The 21,384-nt window shown below is 62.8% G+C and carries 21 protein-coding genes and 1 tRNA gene; 14 read left to right on the top strand and 8 right to left on the bottom strand.

Annotation, left to right across the window (positions count from 1 at the left end; translation table 11 throughout):
• The first annotated feature begins 91 nt into the window (after positions 1–91).
• The 9 genes from hisI (at position 92) to AC6IZO_RS00455 (ending at position 9,029) form a co-directional block, all read left to right on the top strand.
• Entirely contained in the window at positions 92–505 is a 414-nt protein-coding gene (gene hisI, locus AC6IZO_RS00495) for a phosphoribosyl-AMP cyclohydrolase (protein ID WP_497809906.1), read from the top strand.
• Positions 505–1,377, top strand: a complete 873-nt coding sequence (gene hisG, locus AC6IZO_RS00490) for an ATP phosphoribosyltransferase (protein WP_497806889.1) — start codon at positions 505–507, stop codon at positions 1,375–1,377. Before hisI ends, hisG begins: the two co-directional genes overlap by 1 nt.
• The gene (hisD, locus tag AC6IZO_RS00485; RefSeq protein WP_497806887.1) at positions 1,377–2,618 is read left to right on the top strand and encodes a histidinol dehydrogenase; all 1,242 of its coding nucleotides are present in this window, start codon (positions 1,377–1,379) and stop codon (positions 2,616–2,618) included. Before hisG ends, hisD begins: the two co-directional genes overlap by 1 nt.
• Positions 2,615–3,724, top strand: coding sequence for a histidinol-phosphate transaminase (gene hisC / locus AC6IZO_RS00480; protein ID WP_497806885.1), 1,110 nt, complete (start codon positions 2,615–2,617; stop codon positions 3,722–3,724). Before hisD ends, hisC begins: the two co-directional genes overlap by 4 nt.
• The gene (gene hisB / locus AC6IZO_RS00475; RefSeq protein ID WP_497806883.1) at positions 3,721–4,308 is read left to right on the top strand and encodes an imidazoleglycerol-phosphate dehydratase HisB; all 588 of its coding nucleotides are present in this window, start codon (positions 3,721–3,723) and stop codon (positions 4,306–4,308) included. Before hisC ends, hisB begins: the two co-directional genes overlap by 4 nt.
• A complete protein-coding gene (hisH, locus tag AC6IZO_RS00470; protein ID WP_497806881.1) occupies positions 4,305–4,910 on the top strand; it encodes an imidazole glycerol phosphate synthase subunit HisH in 606 nt (201 codons plus the stop codon). The genes hisB and hisH overlap by 4 nt, the downstream gene beginning before the upstream one ends.
• The gene (hisF, locus tag AC6IZO_RS00465; protein ID WP_497806879.1) at positions 4,907–5,680 is read left to right on the top strand and encodes an imidazole glycerol phosphate synthase subunit HisF; all 774 of its coding nucleotides are present in this window, start codon (positions 4,907–4,909) and stop codon (positions 5,678–5,680) included. The genes hisH and hisF overlap by 4 nt, the downstream gene beginning before the upstream one ends.
• A gap of 10 nt (positions 5,681–5,690) precedes the next feature.
• Complete coding sequence (locus tag AC6IZO_RS00460) at positions 5,691–6,365, top strand: HisA/HisF-related TIM barrel protein (RefSeq protein ID WP_497806877.1); 675 nt, start codon at positions 5,691–5,693, stop codon at positions 6,363–6,365.
• A gap of 186 nt (positions 6,366–6,551) precedes the next feature.
• The gene (locus AC6IZO_RS00455) at positions 6,552–9,029 is read left to right on the top strand and encodes a 2-oxoglutarate dehydrogenase E1 component (protein ID WP_497806875.1); all 2,478 of its coding nucleotides are present in this window, start codon (positions 6,552–6,554) and stop codon (positions 9,027–9,029) included.
• 81 nt (positions 9,030–9,110) lie between these two features.
• Here the strand turns inward: AC6IZO_RS00455 and AC6IZO_RS00450 are convergent, their stop codons facing one another.
• A complete protein-coding gene (locus AC6IZO_RS00450) occupies positions 9,111–10,331 on the bottom strand; it encodes an NAD(P)/FAD-dependent oxidoreductase (RefSeq protein ID WP_497806873.1) in 1,221 nt (406 codons plus the stop codon).
• A gap of 83 nt (positions 10,332–10,414) precedes the next feature.
• Between AC6IZO_RS00450 and AC6IZO_RS00445 the strand changes: the two genes are divergently transcribed.
• Complete coding sequence (locus tag AC6IZO_RS00445) at positions 10,415–11,002, top strand: helix-turn-helix domain-containing protein (RefSeq protein ID WP_497806871.1); 588 nt, start codon at positions 10,415–10,417, stop codon at positions 11,000–11,002.
• 180 nt (positions 11,003–11,182) lie between these two features.
• Positions 11,183–11,512: a hypothetical protein gene (locus AC6IZO_RS00440; protein WP_497806869.1), complete on the top strand. Its 330-nt coding sequence runs from the start codon at positions 11,183–11,185 to the stop codon at positions 11,510–11,512.
• Positions 11,513–11,554: 42 nt separating this feature from the next.
• Here the strand turns inward: AC6IZO_RS00440 and AC6IZO_RS00435 are convergent, their stop codons facing one another.
• The 3 genes from AC6IZO_RS00435 to AC6IZO_RS00425 all read right to left on the bottom strand — a co-directional run bounded on the left by AC6IZO_RS00435 (position 11,555) and on the right by AC6IZO_RS00425 (position 14,687).
• Positions 11,555–12,637 carry an ABC transporter permease gene (locus tag AC6IZO_RS00435; protein WP_497806867.1) on the bottom strand — a complete coding sequence of 361 codons (1,083 nt, stop codon included), beginning with the start codon at positions 12,635–12,637 and terminating at the stop codon, positions 11,555–11,557.
• Between the two features lie 2 nt (positions 12,638–12,639).
• Positions 12,640–13,518, bottom strand: a complete 879-nt coding sequence (locus tag AC6IZO_RS00430; RefSeq protein WP_497806865.1) for an ABC transporter ATP-binding protein — start codon at positions 13,516–13,518, stop codon at positions 12,640–12,642.
• A 512-nt stretch (positions 13,519–14,030) separates the two neighbouring features.
• A complete protein-coding gene (locus AC6IZO_RS00425) occupies positions 14,031–14,687 on the bottom strand; it encodes an HAD family hydrolase (protein WP_497806863.1) in 657 nt (218 codons plus the stop codon).
• A gap of 64 nt (positions 14,688–14,751) precedes the next feature.
• Here AC6IZO_RS00425 and AC6IZO_RS00420 point away from each other — a divergent pair.
• Positions 14,752–14,827 (top strand) — tRNA-Ile (locus tag AC6IZO_RS00420).
• Between the two features lie 167 nt (positions 14,828–14,994).
• Here the strand turns inward: AC6IZO_RS00420 and serA are convergent.
• Genes serA through AC6IZO_RS00405 form a run of 3 tightly spaced genes read right to left on the bottom strand, consistent with a single transcriptional unit; the run spans position 14,995 to position 19,091 of the window.
• Complete coding sequence (gene serA / locus AC6IZO_RS00415) at positions 14,995–16,581, bottom strand: phosphoglycerate dehydrogenase (RefSeq protein ID WP_497806861.1); 1,587 nt, start codon at positions 16,579–16,581, stop codon at positions 14,995–14,997.
• Positions 16,581–17,756, bottom strand: a complete 1,176-nt coding sequence (locus AC6IZO_RS00410) for a pyridoxal-phosphate-dependent aminotransferase family protein (RefSeq protein WP_497806859.1) — start codon at positions 17,754–17,756, stop codon at positions 16,581–16,583. Before AC6IZO_RS00410 ends, serA begins: the two co-directional genes overlap by 1 nt.
• Positions 17,757–17,780: 24 nt before the next feature.
• The gene (locus AC6IZO_RS00405; RefSeq protein ID WP_497806857.1) at positions 17,781–19,091 is read right to left on the bottom strand and encodes a DUF1015 domain-containing protein; all 1,311 of its coding nucleotides are present in this window, start codon (positions 19,089–19,091) and stop codon (positions 17,781–17,783) included.
• A 307-nt stretch (positions 19,092–19,398) separates the two neighbouring features.
• Here AC6IZO_RS00405 and AC6IZO_RS00400 point away from each other — a divergent pair, with 307 nt between their 5' ends.
• Complete coding sequence (locus tag AC6IZO_RS00400; protein WP_497806855.1) at positions 19,399–19,656, top strand: hypothetical protein; 258 nt, start codon at positions 19,399–19,401, stop codon at positions 19,654–19,656.
• Positions 19,657–19,740: 84 nt separating this feature from the next.
• Here AC6IZO_RS00400 and AC6IZO_RS00395 read toward each other — a convergent pair whose 3' ends face one another.
• Positions 19,741–20,520 (bottom strand): dolichyl-phosphate beta-glucosyltransferase, encoded by a 780-nt coding sequence (locus AC6IZO_RS00395; protein ID WP_497806853.1) that lies wholly within the window; start codon positions 20,518–20,520, stop codon positions 19,741–19,743.
• Between the two features lie 186 nt (positions 20,521–20,706).
• Between AC6IZO_RS00395 and AC6IZO_RS00390 the strand changes: the two genes are divergently transcribed.
• The gene (locus tag AC6IZO_RS00390; RefSeq protein ID WP_497806851.1) at positions 20,707–21,384 is read left to right on the top strand and encodes a hypothetical protein; all 678 of its coding nucleotides are present in this window, start codon (positions 20,707–20,709) and stop codon (positions 21,382–21,384) included.

Raw genomic sequence — 21,384 nt, 5'->3', positions numbered from 1 at the left:
CATCACCGCCATCATCATACGGCACACGTGTCGGCGGAGGCGCTCAGATCCTAAGTACCAAGGCAATTATCTGAATCCACCCGCTGATGCGATCTACGCTCAGCGGGTTTTTTGTTTCCGCAGGGTCCTTCGCACAGCCAACTTCAAGGAGAACAACGCAGTGTCCGTCACCATCGATTTCGACAAGATGCAGGGGCTGGCCCCGGCCATTGTGCAGGACGCCGACAACGGCGACATGCTGATGCTCGGCTTCATGAATCAGGAAGCTCTCGACAAGACCCTCTCGACCGGCTACGTCACCTTCTACAGCCGCACCCGCAACAAGCTCTGGATGAAGGGCGAGACCAGCGGCAACCGCCTGCGCCTGGTTTCGCTGGCCACGGATTGCGACAACGACACGCTGCTCTGCCGCGTCTTTGTGGAAGGCGACGGGCTCGTCTGCCACGAAGGAACACGTTCCTGCTTCACCAAGCCCATGACGTTCCAACCCGCGGAGGTGAAGTAATGGCTAAGATTCGTCTCGGAATTCCCAAGGGCAGCCTGCAGGAAGCCACCATCGCATTGTTCGCCGCCGCTGGCTTCAAAATCTTCGCCAACGGCCGTTCCTACTTCCCCACCACCGACGATCCCGAACTGGAATGCATGCTGATTCGCGCGCAGGAAATGGCGCGCTACGTGGAAGCTGGCGCGCTCGACGCCGGGCTGACCGGTATTGACTGGGTAGTGGAGAGCGGCTGCAAGGTGCAGTCAGTCTGCGAGCTGGTTTACTCCAAGCAGAGCCGCAACAAGGTGCGCTGGGTGCTGGCCGTGCCGGAAGATTCGCCGTTCAAGAAGGCGGAAGACCTAGAAGGCAAGGTCATCGCCACCGAATTGGTTGAAGTGACCAAACGCTATTTCGCGGAAAAGAAGATCAACGTGAAGGTTGACTTCTCCTGGGGCGCCACCGAAGTGAAGCCGCCGATGCTGGCCGACGCCATTGTGGAAGTGACCGAAACCGGCAGTTCGCTGCGCGCCAACCGCCTGCGCATCATCGAGACCGTGATGGAATCCGACACGCACGTCATCGTCAACGAGAAGGCGTACACCGATCCGGGCAAGCGCCAGAAGATCGACAACATTGCGCTGATGTTGCAGGGCGCCATTGATGCCAAGGGCCGCGTGGGCCTGATGCTGAACGTGCCGACCGCCGACCTGCCGAAGGTTCTCGACGTGCTGCCGGCACTGAATTCGCCGACGGTTTCCGCACTGAGCGACCCGAAGTGGGTGGCCGTCAACACCATCCTCGACGAAACGGTAGTGCGCGACGTCATTCCAAAGCTGAAGGCCGCGGGCGGCACGGGCATCGTGGAGTTCCCGCTGAGCAAGGTGGTGATGTAATGCAGATCGCTGATGGCGAGGCAGCGCGGGCAAAGGTTGCCGCGCTGGCCGCGCGTTACTCCGAACCCGACGCGAAAATTGCGAAGACCGTGCGCGGAATCGTCAGTCAGGTGCGCCAGCGTGGCGACGCCGCACTGCTCGATTACGCGCGCCGCTTCGATTCGCTCGGCGAGCAGCCGGTACGGGTGAGCAAGGCCGAGTTGAAGCAGGCGCTGCGCTCGGTCTCGCCCGAGTTCCGCAAGGCGGTTAAGACCGCCGAGCAAAACATCCGCCGCTTTGCCGAGTGGCAACTGCCGAAGAGTTGGATGAAGACCGCCGAGCCGGGTCTGCGAGTGGGCCAGAAGGTGGAGCCGCTCAGCGCCGTCGGCTGCTACGCGCCAGGCGGACGCTATCCACTGCCCTCCACGGTGCTGATGACCGTCATCCCCGCGCAGGTCGCGGGCGTCAAGCGCATTGCCGTGGCCTCGCCACGCCCCGCGCCGGAGACACTGGCGGCGGCCGCGATACTCGGCGTTGAAGAGTTCTACCGCGTTGGCGGTGCGCAGGCGGTGGCTGCATTCGCCTACGGCACTGAGAGCGTGCCGAAGGTCGACAAGATTGTAGGCCCCGGCAACAGCTACGTGGTGGCCGCCAAGCGCGAAATCGCCTTCGATTGCGGCATCGACTTTCTTGCCGGTCCGACCGAGATCGTCACCGTGGCGCACGAGGGTTCGGCGGACTTCATCGCCAGCGACCTGGTGGCGCAGGCGGAGCACGACCCCGAAGCGCTGCCCATCTTCATCACCACCAGCAAGCGGCTGGCAGCACAGGTGCTCGACGAGTGCATGGTGCAGTCGGCGTCCAATGAAATCGCAAAGAAATCGCTGGCGGCCAACGGCGTCATCCTGATCGCGAAGACCAAACGCGAGGCGATGGAGTGGGCCAACACCATCGGCGGTGAGCACCTGACGGTACAGCCGGAGGACCTCGCAGCAGTGCGCTCGGCTGGCTCTGTTTTTGTCGGAGACTATTCGCCGCAATCGCTGGGCGATTACGCCAGCGGCCCCAACCACACGCTGCCCACCGGCAACGTTGCGCGCACCCGCGGCGGCCTCAGCGTGCTGGACTACGTGAAGATCATCAGCGTGCAGCAGGTGACGCGCGCGGGCCTCAAGAACATTGGCCCGACGGTGACGCTGCTGGCCGAGGCCGAAGGCCTCAAGGGACACGCCAATTCCGTCCGCGTGAGGTTGAAGAAATGACCCTGACCGCACGCAAGGCTGTTTACGGCATCAAGGAGTATCACCCGCCGCTGGGCCAGCGCGAAGGCCTGCGGCTCGACTTTAACGAAAACGTTGGCGGCTGTTCGCCGCGCGTGCTGGAAACCTTGCGCACGCTTTCGCCCGAGGTGCTGAATAAGTACCCGGAGCGCGATCCGGGCGAGCGAGCGGTGGCCGCCTACCTCGGCATCGACGCGGCACAGGTGCTGCTCACCAACGGCGTCGATGAGGCGATCCACCTGCTCTGCGAGACCTACCTGGAGCCGGACGACGAAGTGCTCATCGCGGTGCCGACCTTCTCGATGTACGAGGTCTACGCGCTGGCCACCGGCGCAAAGGTCGTAACCGTGCAAGCCGGCGAAAACTTCGCCTTCCCCGCCCAACAACTGCTCCAGTCCATCACGCCGCGCACCAAGCTCATCTGCATTGCCAATCCGAACAACCCAATTGGTTCCGTTGCCACTCGCGAAGACCTGCTGGCGATTGTGAAGGCCGCGCCGCAGGCGGCAGTGCTCATCGACGAAGCCTATTACGACTTCCACGGTGAGACGCTGTTCGACGTGCTTGGCCAGTTCGACAATCTGTTCCTCTCGCGCACGTTCTCCAAGGCCTTCGGGCTGGCGGGCTTCCGGCTGGGTGCGCTGTGCGGCACGGCCGAGCAGATGAAGCTGCTGCGCCGCGTGGCCTCGCCTTACAACGTGAATGGCGTGGCGCTCGAGTGCCTGAAGCAGGCACTCGACGACCGCGAGTTTGTAGCCCGCTACATTGCCGACGTGGCCGAGGGCCGCGCGCAGCTTGAAGCGTTCTACGGCGCGCGCGGCATTCCCTACTGGCCTTCGCGGGCGAATTTTGTGCTCGCCTACTTTGGCGAATACCACAAGGCATTCGTCACGGAGATGCGCCGCCGGGGCATTTTGACGCGCGACCGCAACAGCGATCCCGGCTGCGCGGGCTGCGTGCGCATCACGCTCGGCACCAGCGGGCAGACGGCACGCCTGCTGCGCGAGTTACCCCAGGCGCTCGCCGCCATCCACTTTGTTGCCGCGCCGTTCCCCGTCGCGCAATACCGCGCGCAGGAGGTCCGATGAGAAAGGCTGCATTCCACCGCAAAACGAACGAGACCGACATCAACATTGCGCTCAACGTGGACGGGCACGGCAAGTACACGGTCTCCACCGGCATTCGCTTCTTTGACCACATGCTGGAGCTGTTCGCGCGCCACGGCGCGTTCGACCTCACGCTCACCTGCAAGGGCGACCTTGATGTGGACCAGCACCACACGGTGGAAGACGTGGGCATTGCGCTGGGCAACGCCTTTGACAAGGCGCTGGGCGACTACAAGGGCATCATGCGTGCCGGATATTTCCTGATGCCGATGGACGAGACGCTCGGCATCGCCGCCGTGGACCTGAGCGGACGCGCTGCCTGCGTGGTGGAACCGAAGGTACGCACTCGGCTGGTGGGCGATCTGCAAACCGAGCTGGTATTCGACTTCTTTGAGGGCTTTGCGCGTGGCGCACGGGCGAATGTGCACCTGAAAACGATGTATGGCCGCTCGAACCACCACAAGATCGAAGCGCTCTTCAAGGCCTTTGCGCGGGCTCTGCGCTTTGCCTGCACCAAGGACAAGCGCATGGCCAACATGCTGCCGAGCACCAAGGGACTCTTATGATCACCATCGTCGACTACCGCGCCGGCAACCTGGCATCGGTGCAGAAGGCGCTCAACTACCTGGGGCAGCCGTCGGTCATCACCGAGGACCCCGAGGCGGTGAGCCGCGCGGAGAGCATTCTGCTGCCGGGCGTGGGACACTTCAGCGCCACGGCTCGCCTGGAGCAGACGGGCGTACGCTCGGCCATCGAAGAAGCCCTCGCGAAGGGCACGCCGTTCATGGGCATCTGCGTGGGCATGCAGTGGCTGTTCGCTGGCTCCACGGAGGCGCCGGAGGCAAAGGGCCTCGGCATCTTTGAAGGTCCCTGCGTGCGCTTTGAGACCGAGCTGAAGGTTCCGCATGTGGGTTGGAACCAGATCACCCGCACGCTCGAGGGAGAGAACTCGCGGCTGTTGGCGAATGTGCCGACGGACGCGTTTGTCTACTACACGCACTCCTACCATGCGCCGGTGGTGCCGGGCGTGGTGGCCACCACGCATTACGGCGAAGACTTTGCCGCCTGTGTTGAGCGTGGCAATGTCTTCGGCGTGCAGTTCCACCCGGAAAAATCAGGCGCTGCGGGCCTCCAGATGATCAAGAACTTTTGCGAGGTGCGCGCATGACGCTGACCAAACGCATTATTGCCTGTCTCGACGTCACCGCCGGGCGCGTGGTGAAGGGCGTGCAGTTCGTGGATCTGGTGGATGCCGGTGACCCGGCGGAGCTTGCCCGCAAGTATGCCGCCAGCGGCGCCGATGAGATTGTGATGCTCGATATCACGGCCACCAGCGACGCGCGGCCCATCCTGATTGACGTGGTGCGCCGCACGGCGCGCGAGTTGTTCATCCCGTTCACCGTCGGCGGTGGCGTGCGCTCGCTGGCCGACGCCGCTGCACTGTTTGAGGCCGGAGCCGACAAAATCACCATCAACTCCGCGGCCGTAAAGAACCCGGCGCTGATCACCGAGATTGCCGAGCGCTTCGGTTCGCAGGCCGTGGTGCTTGCCATTGACGCGCGGCGCGGCGCTACTCCGGTGGAGGATGCAACCGTCTTCATCGCCGGAGGACGCACAGATACAGGGCGCAAGGCAGTTGCGTGGGCACGCGAGGTCGAATCGCGCGGCGCTGGCGAAATCATGCTCACCAGCATGGACCGCGACGGCACGCGTATCGGCTTCGACTGCCCGCTGACGGCGGCCATCGCACGCTCGGTCAGCATCCCGGTCATCGCCAGCGGCGGCGCGGGTTCCGCCGAGCACTTTGCGGAGGTCTTCACCACAGGTGAGGCCGATGCGGCGCTGGCGGCTTCCATCTTCCACTTCGGCATCCATGACGTGCGCGAATTGAAGGCCTATCTGCAGAAGGCCGGAATTCCCATGCGGCTGCCGTGCTAACGAGGATCTTATGCTGATTCCTTCCATTGATTTGATGGGCGGCAAGGTGGTGCAACTGGTGCAGGGCGCGCGCAAGGCCCTGGAGTTTGACGACCTTTCCGCATGGATTGAACGCTTCCGGCCCTACCCGATGGTTCAGGTGATTGACCTGGATGCCGCGATGGGCAACGGCTCCAACGCCGCCATGGTGGAGCAGATTTGCGAACACCTGCCCTGTCAGGTGGGCGGCGGCATCCGCACCGTGGAGGCCGCGATGAACACGCTGCGGCTGGGCGCCAAGAAGGTCATCATCGGCTCGTCGTTGCTCAAGCAGGGCAAGGTCGATCTCGACTTTGCCGCTTCGCTGGCGCATGCGGCGGCTGCGGCCCGCCTGCTGTTCGCCGTGGATTCCCGTGGCGGCAAGGTGGCCATCAAGGGCTGGAAAGAGGCGACCACGCTGACCGCCGAAGAGATGATGCGCCAGACCGAGCCTTATTGCGCGGGCTACCTCTACACGCACATTGACACCGAAGGCACCATGCAGGGCTTCCCCTTCAGCGTGCTGGAGCCCCTGCGCGCCGCCACCAGCAGCAAGCTCATCGTCGCTGGCGGCATCCGCTCGCAGGAAGAAGTGGACCGGCTGGACGCCCTGGGCATTGACGCCGTGGTGGGCATGGCCGTTTACACCGGCGCGCTCAAGGCCTGAGCGCCCATTATCCGTGTTCTCCGGGGCTGTTTCCGCTCGGCCCCGGAATTTCCCAATTCCGCGCGGTTTCCTGCGTCCTGAAACACTCTCCCGCATCGAAAATAGGTGGAGCTTTCTCGCAAGCTCTCCTTCCGACGTATTAAAGTAGTTGGATTCGCCCGGTTCGCCGGGCCAAGGAGCAGAACTGTGCAGGCCCAAGCCATCCCGACCGCTGAAGCCCTCTCCGCCGAAACTGAGCAACGTGAGCGTGTGTTTGATGCGTTCCGCCGCCTCGGCCATCTGCAGGCCAATCTTGACCCGCTGGGCAGCCTTCCAAAGCTCGAACATCCTGAGCTGAAATTGACCGGTCCCGCCGCCGACGCGGCGCGCGCTGTCTATTGCGGCGCCATCGGTGCCGAGTTCATGCACATCACCGACCCTGAGCGGCGCCAGTGGATTCAGCAGCAGTTGGAAGGCCCCGCGCCGGAGTTCAGCACCGAAGAGATCCTGAAAGGCCTGACGAAAGCCGACATCTTCGAGCAGATGCTGCAGACACTCTACATCGGCACCAAGCGCTTCTCGCTGGAAGGCAACACCGTCCTTATCCCGCTGCTTGATGAAATTCTGATGACCGGCGTAAAGCTGGGCGCCGAGGAATGCGTTGTCGCCATGCCGCACCGCGGCCGCCTGAACGTGGTGGCGCATACCGTGGGCCGCCCAATGGCTGACATCTTTGCCGGCTTTGAGGACGTTGACCCGCGCAGCGTGCTCGGCGGCGGCGACGTGAAGTATCACCAGGGCGCTACGAATCACCGCGACATCGCGGGCAAGAACGTCCGCATTCACCTGGTTAGCAACCCCAGCCACCTGGAGGCGGTTGACCCCGTCTGCCTGGGGCGCGTGCACGCCAAGCAGGCGCGCCGAGGCCCTCAGGGCCAACAGCAGACACTGCCCATCATCATGCACGGTGACAGCGCCTTTGCCGGTCAGGGCATCTGGGCCGAGACCTTGAACTTGAGCTATCTGCGCGGCTTCGACGTGGGCGGCACCATCAACATCGTTGCCAACAACCTGCTCGGCTTCACCACCAACCCGGTGGAATACACTTCATCGCACTACTCCACGGACCTGGCCAAGCGCCTGCCGATTCCGATCTTCCACGTGAACGGCGAAGAACCGGAAGCTGTGCTGCGCGTTGGCCGTATTGCCGCCGAGTACCGCTATAAGTTCGGCTCCGACGTCGTCATTGACGTCATCGGCTACCGCCGCCACGGACACAGCGAAATCGACGATCCCACGATCACGCAGCCGCTGATGTACGCGCGCATCAAGCAGCACAAGCCGCTCTACGAGATTTACGCCCAGCGCCACGGCATGGACGCCGCACCGGGCGTGAAGCAGGTGCGCGAGCAGATGCAGACCGCCAAGAAAGAGGCGCAGGCGCTCACCCGCAAACCGAACCTGTACACGCTGCCGAAGTATTGGGACCAGTACACGGGCGGTAGTTACGTGGAGTCGCTCGAAGTGCCCACCGGCCTCTCGCCTGAGGAATTGCAATCGATCGGCGAGCGGCTGGTGAAAGCGCCCGAGGGCTTCCACGTCCATCCCAAGATCGCCAAGCTGCTGGAGCAGCGGCTGGAGATGGCGCACGGCAAGCGTCCGGTGGATTACGGCATGGCAGAGGCCCTGGCCTTCGGCTCGCTCGCGTTGCAGGGCACGCCCATCCGCCTTACGGGACAGGACAGCCGCCGCGGCACCTTCAACCATCGGCACTCCTGCCTCATCGACATTGAGAATGAGCAGGAATACGTGCCGCTCTGCCATCTCGACGAGAAGCAGGCGCGCGTGGAGATCTACAACTCCGAGCTGAGCGAGGCCGCCGTGCTGGGCTTCGAGTGGGGCTACAGCCGCGACTATCCCGAAGCGCTGGTGGCCTGGGAGGCGCAGTTCGGCGACTTCGCCAACGGCGCGCAGATCATCATCGACCAGTTCATCAGCGCCGCCGAAGAGAAGTGGGGCCTGCTGAGCGGGCTGGTGATGCTGCTGCCGCACGGCTACGAAGGTCAGGGGCCGGAGCACTCCAGCGCGCGCATTGAGCGCTACCTGCAACTGTGCGCGCGTGACAACATGCAGATCTGCCAGCCCTCGACGGCTGCGCAGTATTTCCATCTGCTCCGCCGTCAGGCCATGCGCACGTGGCGCAAGCCGCTCATCGTCTTCACGCCCAAGAGCGGACTCCGCCATCCGGAAGCACTCAGCCCGCTCGCCGACTTCAGCAAGCCGCAGTTTGAGAATGTGCTGTTTGATTCGCGCGTGAAGGCCGAGGACGTGACGCACATCCTTATCTGCACCGGCAAGATCGGGCACGAACTGACGCTGGAGCGCAAACGGCTCGGCGTGAAGAACCGCGCCATCGTCATGCTGGAACAGATGTACCCATTCCCAGAGCGCGAACTGCTCGAAGTCATCACGCGCTACCCGAACGCGCACGAGATTGTGTGGGTGCAGGAGGAGCCGGCGAACATGGGTGCCCTGTGGTTTGTGGTGCCTCGCCTGCGCCGACTGGTGGGAGCCATGCCGGTGCTAAGCGTGAAGCGGCAGGCCGCCGCCAGCCCCGCCACCGGCTCCGGCAAAGCGCATGAGATGGAGCAGAAGACCCTGCTGGCGATGGCGTTCGGCAACTAACCATTCGTTCGCATTGGAACGCAGACGCCGCTCTCACGAGCGGCGTTTTGCATTGGCGCAATTGTTTTGGCGTTCGCAGAATTACCCGTGCAGTTCGCGGATGACGGCCTCGGCAGCGCGACGGCCGCTGGCGAGCGCGCCGTTGATGGAAGCGGTATCGCACCAGTCTCCGGCAACAAAGATGCCCTGCTCATTGCGCGGGCCGATGGAGCGCACGCCGCCATCGGCAAGAGTCTCGCTCGGAAGCGCGCACTCCACGTCGTAGCGCTCCAGCCGCTCCCAATGCTTCACCTGCCCGCCGAACCAGCCGAGCAGTTGCTTCTCCGCCTCAACCTCCAACTCCCGCTCCGGCCGGCCGACGATGCAGGCGGCAATCAGTGACTTTCCGCGCGGCGCGTAGCTTGCGCACACGTTGCTCGGCACAGCCAGGTGGTTGATTGGCCCGCGCCCTTCGCCGTTCAGCATCAGCATGGCCTCGCGGTAGGGCGGCTCGTCGGCCGTGTAGTAGAGCGTGGTACAGGAGTGCCAACGCAACGTGTCGGGCGTCTGCATCAACTTCGCCGCCGAGCTCCCGTCGGTGGCCACCACCACGGCGCGCGCAGGAATGGTCTTCCAGTCGGTCAGCAGCACGCGGTCGCGCTCCACCCGCGCCACGCGCGTGTGTGTCTTCACCGTGCCCTCCGGCAGTTCCTGCGCGAGCTGCTTGGGAATGGCCTGCATGCCGTTCTCCGGCAATGCTGCGGCGCCTGCGGCAAAGTGGCGCATCACGAACTGAAACTTGCGGCTCGAAGTAGCAAGCTCCGGCTCGAGAAAAACTCCGGACAGAAACGGCCGGAAGAAACGCTCAATCATCTGTTGACTGAAGCCGTATTCTCGCAGCCATTCGAGCGTGGTGAGGTCGTCCCAGCTTTGGTCAGTGCGGCGCAGCGCCGAGGCCAGCCGCGCAAGCTTTAGCTTGTCGCCAAAGCTGCCGACCTTCGCTTTGAGCGTTTGCAAAATTGCATCCGGACGCCGTCGCGGGTCCATCACCTTGTGCGCGCGGCCTTCGGCCCACACCAGTGCGCCGGGCTCAAAGTTGTGCAGGCGCAGCAACGAATAGGAAAGCATACGCTGCGGCTCCGGATACGACTTGAGGAGCACCTGGAAACCGTTATCGAGCTGGTAGCCGTCAATGTGGTCGGTGCGCATGCGGCCCCCCACGCTGTACGTCGCTTCCAGCACCTGGCAGGCAATGCCACGGTCACAAAGGTGCCGCGCACAGGCCAGCCCCGCCACTCCGCCGCCGACAATCAATACGTCCATGGGTTCACTCCACGGAATACATCGACAATTTTGCGACTTTTAACCGCCCGGAAAATCAATGTTAGAAGTAACGGATTCCAAAAATGATCAACGAAACCATCACACAGGGGCTGCGCCCCTATTTAATTGGGGAGAAAATTCGGGCACTGCGGCTGAAAAAGGGAATGGGGCTGGTGGAGCTGGGCAAGCATACAGGACTCTCCGCCGCGCTCCTCTCCAAGATTGAGCGTACCAAGCTGGTGCCGACACTGCCCACGCTATTGCGGATCGCAATGGTCTTCAGCGTGGGTCTGGAGTACTTCTTCAACAACGACCACAGCCGCCGGCTGGTGGAAGTGGTGCGCAAGGACGAGCGGAAGCGCTTTCCGGAGCGCCCCGGCGCCACGGATGTCTCCTACTACTTCGAGAGCCTCGACTTCAAGGCGACCGAACGCAAGTTGAGCAGCTATTATGCGGACTTTGAGGACATTGCCTCCGACCGCGTAAAGCCGCATCAGCACCCCGGCTTCGAGATGCTATTCCTCATCGAGGGACGGCTGGCAATGCGCGTCGGCAGCGAAGACCACGAGTTGGAAACCGGCGACGCCATCTACTTTGACAGCTCGCAACCGCACACCTATCGCAAATTGAGCGAGGGCGCCTGCCGCGCGCTGGTGGTGGTCAGCCTGTAACATCACAAACTGCAATCCCGCCCGCGCAATTCCCTCCCCCAGCGCGGGTCGGTAGGAAAACAGTTCCCAGTGTTTGCTGCCCCGCGATGAATACTGCTTACGCCCTCTCCTCCGGAAGATGAACAATTCATTTTCTGCACAAGAAGAACCGAGGTAGGGTGATAGCGTGAGGGAAACTAGATGGGTTATGAATTGGCAATGGGCATCTTCAAAAGAGCCCTTGGGATTGCATCGCGATTGGGGCGGTTCACTTTTCTGATTCTGCCAGCACTGCATCTCGCTCTTTGCATCTTCACCAACTACAGCGAATCCGAAGGAAGCTGGCTGTGGTTTCCTGTCTTTATGCTGGATCTTCCAGTCTCATTACTGATTGTTGGCCATGAAGATATGTTCGGCAGTCCGCTGCTGACCTTTGGCAGCTTGGGAACATTGTGGTGGCTACTGTTGGGCATCCTGCTTCAATTGCTTCTGAATCGCACGCGGGAAGAATATTCCAGCCTCCACTCCTAGTGGTAACCGGCCTTGGGCTTTTGTGCGATATATGCGTGCTCTCTAGCTCCAGCGGAACCAGCGCACGGCACAGAAGAAGGCAAGCACGCACCAGACGGTGAGCACCGCTAGGGGAGCGAATTGCGTGATCAGCGGGCGGCCTTCAAGAATGACGGCACGCAGCGTGTCATTCAGCGCCGTCAGCGGCAGCAGGCGCACGAACGGAATGACCGCGGCCGGAAAGCGTTCATAGCTGAAGAAGATTCCCGAGAAGATCCACATGGGCATCATGATGACGTTCATGATGCCGCTGGCGGTTTCAATCTTCTGCGCGCGGCACGCGGTCAGCAGGCCCAGCGCGGAGAAGGTCAGCGCGCCCAGCGCACTGACGGCCACAATTGCCGCCCACGAGCCGGCCACACGCATCTTGAAGGCAAAGACGCCGAAGCCCAGCACCAGCGCCAGTTCCACAAACATGAGCAGCATGCGGCTGGAGCAGAGCGCGAGCAGGAAATCCGAGCGGCGCATGGGCGTGGCCACGTAGCGCTTCAGCAGCTTGCGCTGGCGCATCTCCACCAGGGCAAAGCCCACGCCCCACATGCCGGAACCCATCAGGTTCATGCCGAGCAGGCCGGGGATAAGGAAGTCAATGTAGCGGCTGCCCGGCTCGGCGTTCACGCGCGTGGCGGTCGGCACCGACGGCTTGCGCCCGGCGGCAGTTTGCAGCGCATCGTCGGCAAGAGCGCGCGCCAAGCGGCTTTCCGCGCGGGCGGGATCGTAGACGTATTCGACCGAGCCATCCTCACGCGGGACAATCTCGAGATCACTCTTGGCGAGACGGAAGCTGTCAGCGGCCTGCGCGGGCGGCAGCACGCGGGCAATCACCCTTTGTCCGTCTGAAGCCTGCGACAGCAACTGCACCACGCGCTCGGCGCCCGGTTGCGCGGCAATAACCACGCGCACCGGCTCCGGCTGCTTGTCGCGGAAGGCCACGCCAAGCCCGACCGCCAGCAGCACCGGGAATGCGAAGGTCCAGAAGATGGCTTCCGGTTCGCGGAACATCTCCTTCAGGCGCAGCATCACCAGCGTGCGATAGGCGCTCCAGCGGCTGTTCTGCGGTGCGGGCATGTTCTTCGTCTCTGGCATGGCTATTGCTCCCGCAGGTGACGCCCAGTGAGGCGCACAAACACATCTTCCAGGCTCGACTGCCGGGTGGTGAGCTGGCTCAGCCGCCAGCCGCGCTGCTCCACCAGTTGCAGCAACGCAGGAATCGTCTGATGCGGTTCCTCGACGGTGAGCGCGATCACACCTTCGTCGTTGTGCACGTTGCCCACTCCGGGCAGCGCCAGCCAGGTCTCCGGCACAACTGCCTCTGTAGGCTCCAGCGCAAATTCCACACGGTGCTGCCCGCCAACGCCGGAGATCAACTCCTGCGGCGTGCCGGCGGCAATCACTTTGCCGTGATCGACAATCGAAATGTAATCACAAAGCCGCTCGGCCTCGTCCATGTAGTGCGTGGTGAGCAGTACCGTGCCACCCGCTGCCTGGAAGCGCCGCACAATCTCCCACACCTGGCGGCGGCTCTGCGGATCGAGTCCCGTCGTCGGCTCGTCAAGAAACAGAAGGCGAGGATTAGCGACCAGCGCGGTGGCAATGGCCAGCCGCTGCTTCTGCCCGCCGGAAAGCTTGCCCACCCACGCATCCGATTTCTCGGTCAGCTCCAGCTCATCCAGCACCGCATCGAGAGGCTGCGGATTGCGATAGAAGGAGGCAAACAGCGCGAGGGTTTCGCGCACGCTCAACTTCTCGGCCAGCCGCGTCTCCTGCAAGCTCACGCCAATCGACTCGCGCAACTCGGCGGCATCCGCGCGCCAGTTCATGCCGAAGATCTCGACTTCGCCGGAGGTCGCATCGAGCAGTCCCTCCAAGATTTCGATGGTCGTCGTTTTGCCTGCGCCGTTGGGGCCAAGCAGTCCATAGCACTGACCACGATAAATCGTCAGGTCGAGGCCACGAACGGCTTCCATCCCGCCCTCGTAAGTCTTGCGCAGCTGCTTGCATTGCACCGCAACATCAGCGAACATTGAGTGTGCTTTTCCGCGAGTGAATTGCGCGCAAATTGAGCGCGCACTCTGCATGGTACACGATGCCGCGATGTTCGATGGAACGCGGCTGGCGGCAATGCTCCGCCCTGTACCGCAGAGGAAAGGATGATGGTTGCCCCTGCCGGCCCCTAGCTGCAGCACGACGGACTCGTCGAAGATTGAGAATGAACTTCTCTCCCAGGCAGTCCCGGCTTCAACGAAGAAGAAACGCTCGGGTGCTGCTTGCCCATCCTGCGGGAAGCACGAAGCGTTTCGTCTGCACCGGCGGTGGTGGCAGAAGATTCGCACGCGTTTGCGCGGCGATGCACCGTTCCGCTGCAGCGCTTGTGGACATCGCTACTACCGGCATGTTGACCCACGCGACTTTGAACAGTACCCGTACCACTGGCACAAATAGCAGCCACTGCGCGATGCGCCCATTCATGCCTCAGTGGTCATTGATTCAGCGATAACCACAAGAAGCCATCCGCGCCAAGCAGGCGCACAGCAGCACAATCTTCAACAATCCAGTCAGCACCGGCGGCGAGCAGTTGCTCCTCCGGCATAGTGGTTCGCAACGCGATGACGCGTGCCCCGGCCGCTTTGCCGGCCTGTACTCCTGCGGCAGCATCCTCCAACACAATGCACTCCTGCGGCGCATAACCCAGCAGAGCTGCGGCTTTCAGGTATGGCTCCGGATTCGGCTTGCCGTGCGTGATGTCCGTGGCGGTAATGAAGCGTGCAGGAGCCGGAAGGCCCGCCGCACGGATGCGCGTCTCCGCCAGCGCGCGCGTGCAACTGGTGGCGATGGTCCAGCGCTCCGGCGGAAGCGATCGCAGCAATTCAAGCACGCCTGGCAGAGGAATAATTTCTGCTACATCGGCGATTTCGCGCCGCTCGACCTCTGCATTCTCCGCTTCGTGGTCGCCATCGGGCAGCAGTTCCCGGATAGTCATGATGCTCGGGCGGCCATGCGCGCGGTGCACAACCTCATGCGGGTCGAGGCCATGCTCTCGCGCCCACCCGCTCCACACACGCTCCACCGCCGGGGTTGAATCAATCAGTACACCATCGAGATCGAACAGCAGGGCCGAGCAGGAGATTTCCGTCATGCCTCCACCATAGCAAACCGCGCGAGCCGCCCGCCTGCTATACAATCAACAGGTGCCGACGAGCGGGCCTGTAGCTCAACGGTTAGAGCAGGGGACTCATAATCCCTTGGTTGGGGGTTCGAATCCCTCCGGGCCCACCAAAACGCGGGCAGCCAAGGCTGCGCGGAGAGACGCCGCAAGGCCGGCAGCGCTCTGAAAGTTTTCCTACCGGGTGATTCCATCAAGATAAAAAGCGGCGGATGGTGAACCCATCCGCCGCTTCTGTTTTCGCCCGCAAGATCGCGAGCCGGATTGTTGTGACTGACCTCTACAGCACCACCGGATAAACGGTGAGCACTGCCGGCAACGCGCGCAACTCCTTCAGCACTTCGGCCGAAACGATGGAGTCCACCTGGATGATGGCCAGCGCCTTTTGCGGCGGAACACCTGCGGCGGCTTCGTCGCGGAGACGTCCCAGCGAGAAGCGCGCGATGTTGACGCCGTGCTTGCCCAGCAGGCCGCCGACGGCGCCGATGACACCGGGCACGTCCTGGTTCTCGAAGATCAGGAACTTGCCGTCGAGTTCGGATTCGATGGCGACGCCGTTCAGCTCGATCAGGCGGCGAGCGCCGCGCACCACGCTGCAACGGGCGCTGAGTTCCACGCCGCTGCCGCGCAGCGTGACCGCAAGGGCCGGAAACTGCGACTCCTTGGCCTCGTCATGCACGTGGATGCCGCGCATCTCCGCGATTGAAGCGGCGTTGACGTAGTTCACCTTCTCGACCGTTTCGTGCTGGAGCACGCCCGCGATGGTGGCATTGCGCAGCAGCGCCGTGGGCAATTCGCCCAGCGTGCCCTCGTAGGCAATGTCGACCTCCGCAAGGTCGGTCTGCAGAAGCTGACCGAGCAGCGAGGCCGTCTTCTGCGCCGCGCCCATGTACGGACGCAGCCGCTCGTACTCCTGGTCGGAGACCGAGGGCACGTTGACCGCGTTCTGCGCCACGCCGTGCAGCAGATACTCACGAAGCTGGCTGGCCAACTGCAAGGCGATGGCCTCCTGCGCCTCGTTCGTGGAGCCGCCGATGTGCGGCGTCAGGATGACCTGCTCCAGCGCCATGTAGGGCGAGTCCTTCAACGGCTCCTTGGGGAAGACGTCAAGCGAAGCCCCGGCAACATGACCGGAGTTGAGCGCCGCGACGAGATCCGCCTCGACGATGAGCTCGCCGCGCGCGCAGTTGACGATGCGCACGCCCGGCTTCATCTTTGCCAGCGTTTCCTTGTTGATCATGCCGTGCGTCTGCGGCGTGAGGCCAACGTGCAGCGTGATGTAGTCGCTGGTGGCAAACAGCTCGTCCAGCGGCACCAGCTTCACATTGTTCTTGCGCGCCAGCTCCGCCGGCGTGTAAGGATCGCTGGCGATGACCGTTACACCGAACGACTGCGCGCGGCGTGCAACTTCCAGTCCGATGCGGCCAAGGCCGACAATGCCGAGGGTCTTTGCGCGCAGCTCCGTTCCCTGCAACTGCTTCTTCTCCCACTTGCCTGCGTGCACCCCGGCGGTCGCCTTGGGAATGTAGCGCGCCATGGAGAGCATGAGGCCGAGCGTGAGTTCTGCGACGGCGACGGCGTTGCCGCCCGGCGTGTTCATCACAAGAATGCCACGGCGCGTGGCCGCCGGCATCTCCACGTTGTCCACGCCAACACCGGCGCGGCCGATCACGCGCAGCTTGGGCGCGCCCTCGAGCACAGCGTCCGTCACCTTCACCGCCGAGCGCACCACAAGGGCCTCGGCGTCCTTCAGTTGCCCGGCAGGGTCCGCCGCGTACTCCTCCGGCGTAACAACCTGCCAGCCTTCCTGCCCGCTGAGCAGCGCCATGCCTGCCTTGCCAAGTTTTTCCGCAACTACGATCTTCATTACCGTGCTCCCTCCTTGGCGGCTTGCTCCAGGTAGACCTTCTGCGCGGCCACAAGGCCCTTGCCTAACTCATACTTTGCGTTGAGCCCGTGCAGCACCTGCTCGAGGGCGCCGATGATGGCGATGGTGTCCATGTAGTCAAAGAAGCCGATGTGCGCGATGCGGAAGATGGAGCCCTTCATATCGCCTTGTCCGTCGGTGACGATGGCGCTGAACTGCGACTTCAGCTTCTTCACCACGTCGGTGGAGGTGAAGCCGACCGGAGCCTTGATGGCCGTGGCGGCAGCGGCCGGAAGCACCGGCGCGAACAGTTCGAGGCCCAGCGCGGTGGCGGCCGCACGCGTCATGGCGGCACAAAGCTCCGCGTTGTTTACCAGCGACTCGCGACCGGCGGCGATGTCTCCGCCTCCCTTGCCCCCGAGATACTGGAGCGCGGCGCCCATGGCGGCGATCAGCGCCACGGCAGGCGTGAACGCGGTTTCACCCTTCACCTGTGACTTGCGCTCCTTGCGCAGGTCAAAGTAGTAGCGCGGCTGGTTGCTGGTCTCCATACGCGCCCAGGCTCGCTCGCTGATGGCGAGATAGGCAAGGCCCGGAGGAATCATCAACGCCTTCTGCGAGCCGCCGATGATGACGTCGATCACGCCATCGACCTTCAAATGCGTGGTGCCGAGGCCGGTAATGGCATCGACCACGAGCAGCGTGTCCGTACCCGCCAGCAGCTTGCCAATGGCTTCCACGTCATGACGCACGGCGGTGGAAGACTCCGTGGCCTGCACAAAGACCACGCGCGTGGCCGGAGTCAGCGCCTTGCGCACCGCCTCAACCGGGACGGTTTCACCATACGGGGCCGAGACCACGTTCACCTTGCAGCCATAAGCCTTGGCCAGCGACGACCAGCGTTCGCCGAACTTGCCGGCGGTCACCACCACCACTTCGTCTCCCGGCGAGGTGAGGTTGGCGACACTCGACTCCATGGCACCCGTGCCCGACGAAGCAAGAATAATGACGTCGTGAGAGGTGCCGATGAACTTCTGCAAGCCCTCGCGTACGCCGAGCATGAGCTGTTTGAACTCCGGCGTGCGGTGGTGAAGGTCGGCGGCGGCCATGGCAAACTGCGCGGCCGGCAACAGAGGGGTCGGTCCGGGGGTGAACAAGCGCGTCTTGGAAAACATTGCAGCCTCTTTTCAGGTGTAGTGCTACCGGCGCTCGGCTTGAGCGTCCAGTGCGTAAAGGGTTAAACCACTCAGCAGCTTCGGGAAGAAATCAGTGGACTTCTGCGGCATGACGGTTCCCTCAAAGGTGAGGTCGCGCATCAGGCCCATGTCCACCGGGTTGAGAAGAAACACAGCTTCGGCGCCGTCCTTGAGCTGGTCAACGGACGTCTGTGCCGAACGGTAGTAGCGCAGGTTGCGCTGCTCGGCCGTGGCCTGCTCGCTGATTTCGAGCAGCTGGCCAAAGATAAGCTTGTGCAGCACGGCCACATCGAGCTTGCGCTCAAGCGGCGTCAACTCCGGCAGCGCCGCATCAATGGCCTCCGGACGCGCCTTGAGCAGATACGCGCCCATGTGCGTCACCAGTGCGATGGTTGTCTGCTTCTGGCCAAGTTCGGCGAGTTCCGCCTGCAAGGCATCCACGGTGACCTTGCGCGGCAGCAGCACAAAGTACTTCTGCAGCTTCTCCAGCAGGTCGCCTTCGCGGAAGCTGCTCTGGCCGAGCACGCGGTGGGTGGGCAGAATCAGCAGGCCGGGCGCGGCCATGTTGACGAAGGTCATCTGCGTGAAGTTTTCCGGCGCGTCTCCGGCGGCGTCAACGCCACTCTCGCGGCGGTACTTCAGCGCGGTCTCATAGCGGTGGTGGCCGTCGGCGATGATCAGCTTCTGGCTTTGCATCGCCTCCTGCACCTTGGCAATCGTCGCCGTGTCGCTCACCTTCCACAGGCGGTTTTCCACGCCGTATTCGTCAATGACGAAGGCATCTTCCTTGCGGCTGGCGGCCACATCAGCCAGCAGCTTATCCACGGTCTGCGACGGATCGTCGTAGAGCATGAAGATCTGCCCCGAGTGGGTGCGCGTGGTGCTCAACAGGCTGTAGCGGTCGGCCTTTGGGCCGGTGAGCGTGCGCTCGTGGCGATGCACGATGTGGTCTTCGTATTCGTGCAGGCGTCCGAGGGCGATGAAGCCCGCGCGCTCGTGAATTTCGTCCGGGCGCGTCGGGTTGGCGAACCGCTGGCGGTAGGCGTAAATGGAAGGCTCGGCATCGCGGCGCAGCACGTCCGACTTCTGCAGGTCGAGAAGGAACTTGTGCGCGCGGGTGTAGACGCTGTTCTGCTCGTTGTCGCCCGGCTCGGCCTTGCCCAGCTCAAAGCGAACGAGGTTATACGGACTGCGGGCCAGGTACTCGGCCTGCATCGCCGGAGAAATCTTGTCGTAGGGTTGGGTCAGTACAGATGCCAGCGGGGCTGCCGCCGGATCATAACGCAGGGCATGAAAAGAGCGAATCTCTGCCATATCTGAGTGTATACGCGGAAGCCGGGGGTGATAAAGCGGCTTTTTCGGATTTGCCCTGCTTCTGGTGCAATCTGACGCGATACTCCAGATTAGTTTCTCCTCATGCTCCACTTTGGGGACGGGGTAACGTGACGTTCCTGTTCCGCTCCCGCACACATTTCAACTGACAACGACACGGGCTTCAACCGGCAAAGCTCTGCTACGCTGCCGATGGTCTTCCCGTGGCAGTAACTTCCTCTCAACGGTCTTCAAGGATTTCAACTGGTGCGACGCAGAGTTGCGGGCCAGTTTTGCAGTGGAGTTCGAGATGTTGAAGAAATGTGCCAACCCGCAATGCTCCGCCACCTTCCATCTGCTGGGCGAAGGCAGGCTCTATCGCGTACGCTACGACCGCCCGCACACGGGCGACAGCAACCTGGACGGCTCCAGGGAACGCACTGACCCGCTGGAACATTTCTGGCTGTGCGATGAGTGCGCGGCCCTGATGACCTTGGGCATCGACCGCGCGCAGCACGTCGGCATCATTCCACTGCCGGCAGAAACGCAGCACTGCACGGCAGGATGACGATCGTTGGAGCTTGAAAGGCAAGCCCCCGCCGGTCGACGGGCGTCGCATTACTCTTGAGTAAGACGAACAGGGGAAGAAGGCTCAGCGCTGCGCCGTAGAGCTTCGACCGTCGGCGGCTTCAAACTGGAAGGCCGGTTCACGGTACTTGCCCAGCACCCACGCCCAGCGCACGCTCAGCATCTCCAGGAACATCTTGATGCCGTCCGAAAACGGATTGACCTTGGAACGGTTGTCATTGGCCCACTGCACAGGCACCTCGGTGAGCTTGAAGCCGAACTTGCGCGCGACAAACAGCAATTCAGGGTCGAAGCCCCAGCGCTCAATGCGCTGGCGCGTGAAGACCGTCTCCCCGGCACGGCGAGTGAAGGCCTTGAAGCCGCATTGCGTGTCGCGGTAGGGCAAGCCAAGGAACACCCGCAGCAGGATGTTGAAGACGCGCCCGACAATCTGGCGAAGGATGGGCTGCCGCTCGGTCTGAAGTTCGGTTTCCACCCAGCGCGAACCAAAGGCAACGTCGGCGCCAGCATCGAGGGCGGCGAACAGCTTCGGGGCCTCTTCGATCGGCGAGGAAAGGTCGGCGTCGGTAAACAGCAGAATGTCCCCGTGGGCGTGCAGCATGCCATTGCGCACGCTGTAGCCCTTGCCGTGGTTGCCCGGGTTATGAAGGATCCGCATGTTGCCGAATCGGGCGGCAAAACCTTCCAGCACCTGCTGCGTGTCGTCGGTGGAACCGTCGTTGACGACGATGACTTCGGCGTTGAGGCCGGAGGTGGCGAGGAACGCGAAGATGCGCTCCAGCGTGCGGCCAACGCGCTGGCCTTCGTTATAAGCCGGGATGACAATCGAACAAAGTCTTGGCATGAGATGACAGGTAAACCGGCCCAACCGGCCTTGAACATTCCTGCGGCCTGGGTCGAATCTTGTCCCTCGCAGGCGAACGCAAATGATCCAACAAATTCTAACAGAGGAATTCAAGGCTTCCGCGAGGAACACACCGGCCCCTTCCGTCGATTGAAAAGCAGCCCCGCACGTTGTAGCCTTTTGCGCATGTACACCACCCGGAGACACATTCTTCTTGCGTTGGTGCTGGCGGCGCTTGCTTCCACGGCCGTAGCGGCCGCCAAGCCCAGAGTCATCAGCTGGGGCAAGCCGCTCAACGTCAAGCTGTTCCTTGGGCCCAGTGAAGAGGACACGGCGCCGATGAAGGTTCGAGCGCTCATGGTCGACGGGCATATCAAGGAGTTCGTCACCGGCGACACCCACGAGATCACCGACCGCGCCTTTGTCGTGCAGCGCGCCTTCCGGCTGAACAACAACCTGCCGGTTGACGACCGCAAGGCTCCGAACTGGATTTGGCAGAAAGGCTCGTGGCTGGCCGTAGACCGGCTGAATGCGCGCATCACGCAACTGAAGCTGCCGGAGTTTGATTCCTACTACTCGCACGCCGTGTGGTTCCGCGACTACGTTGCCTACTGCGGCGTCAGCGACGACGGGGAAAAGCTCTACGCCGTGGTGGCGCAGTGGGGCGTGCGCAAGCCCCTGCTGCTGAAGGCGATTGGCAAGGTGCCGGAAAAGGGCGGCGCGCCGGACAGCCTTTGCACCTTGCCTACCTGGGAGAAGAAGCCGACGCGCGTGACCTTCCATCCCACGCAGGGCGAGCCATTCAGCTACACCGTCTTCGGACACGCAGTGGACGCGCAGTCCGGCTCAAGCGACGAGGACTGA

This window comes from Oryzophilus luti (genome assembly GCF_059726245.1).
Note: the sequence above shows the minus strand (reverse complement) of the source record. Positions and strands in the feature narration are given on the sequence as shown.

What these genes read in the sequence shown, in the direction of transcription:
- hisG (WP_497806889.1), top strand. Translation starts at nt 505, where the DNA reads ATGGCTAAGATTCGTCTCGGAATTCCCAAGGGCAGCCTGCAGGAAGCC.
- hisD (WP_497806887.1), top strand. Translation starts at nt 1,377, where the DNA reads ATGCAGATCGCTGATGGCGAGGCAGCGCGGGCAAAGGTTGCCGCGCTG.
- hisC (WP_497806885.1), top strand. Translation starts at nt 2,615, where the DNA reads ATGACCCTGACCGCACGCAAGGCTGTTTACGGCATCAAGGAGTATCAC.
- hisB (WP_497806883.1), top strand. Translation starts at nt 3,721, where the DNA reads ATGAGAAAGGCTGCATTCCACCGCAAAACGAACGAGACCGACATCAAC.
- hisH (WP_497806881.1), top strand. Translation starts at nt 4,305, where the DNA reads ATGATCACCATCGTCGACTACCGCGCCGGCAACCTGGCATCGGTGCAG.
- hisF (WP_497806879.1), top strand. Translation starts at nt 4,907, where the DNA reads ATGACGCTGACCAAACGCATTATTGCCTGTCTCGACGTCACCGCCGGG.
- AC6IZO_RS00460 (WP_497806877.1), top strand. Translation starts at nt 5,691, where the DNA reads ATGCTGATTCCTTCCATTGATTTGATGGGCGGCAAGGTGGTGCAACTG.
- AC6IZO_RS00450 (WP_497806873.1), bottom strand. Translation starts at nt 10,331, where the DNA reads ATGGACGTATTGATTGTCGGCGGCGGAGTGGCGGGGCTGGCCTGTGCG.
- AC6IZO_RS00445 (WP_497806871.1), top strand. Translation starts at nt 10,415, where the DNA reads ATGATCAACGAAACCATCACACAGGGGCTGCGCCCCTATTTAATTGGG.
- AC6IZO_RS00440 (WP_497806869.1), top strand. Translation starts at nt 11,183, where the DNA reads ATGGGTTATGAATTGGCAATGGGCATCTTCAAAAGAGCCCTTGGGATT.
- AC6IZO_RS00435 (WP_497806867.1), bottom strand. Translation starts at nt 12,637, where the DNA reads ATGCCAGAGACGAAGAACATGCCCGCACCGCAGAACAGCCGCTGGAGC.
- AC6IZO_RS00430 (WP_497806865.1), bottom strand. Translation starts at nt 13,518, where the DNA reads ATGGAAGCCGTTCGTGGCCTCGACCTGACGATTTATCGTGGTCAGTGC.
- AC6IZO_RS00425 (WP_497806863.1), bottom strand. Translation starts at nt 14,687, where the DNA reads ATGACGGAAATCTCCTGCTCGGCCCTGCTGTTCGATCTCGATGGTGTA.
- serA (WP_497806861.1), bottom strand. Translation starts at nt 16,581, where the DNA reads ATGAAGATCGTAGTTGCGGAAAAACTTGGCAAGGCAGGCATGGCGCTG.
- AC6IZO_RS00410 (WP_497806859.1), bottom strand. Translation starts at nt 17,756, where the DNA reads ATGTTTTCCAAGACGCGCTTGTTCACCCCCGGACCGACCCCTCTGTTG.
- AC6IZO_RS00405 (WP_497806857.1), bottom strand. Translation starts at nt 19,091, where the DNA reads ATGGCAGAGATTCGCTCTTTTCATGCCCTGCGTTATGATCCGGCGGCA.
- AC6IZO_RS00400 (WP_497806855.1), top strand. Translation starts at nt 19,399, where the DNA reads ATGTTGAAGAAATGTGCCAACCCGCAATGCTCCGCCACCTTCCATCTG.
- AC6IZO_RS00395 (WP_497806853.1), bottom strand. Translation starts at nt 20,520, where the DNA reads ATGCCAAGACTTTGTTCGATTGTCATCCCGGCTTATAACGAAGGCCAG.
- AC6IZO_RS00390 (WP_497806851.1), top strand. Translation starts at nt 20,707, where the DNA reads ATGTACACCACCCGGAGACACATTCTTCTTGCGTTGGTGCTGGCGGCG.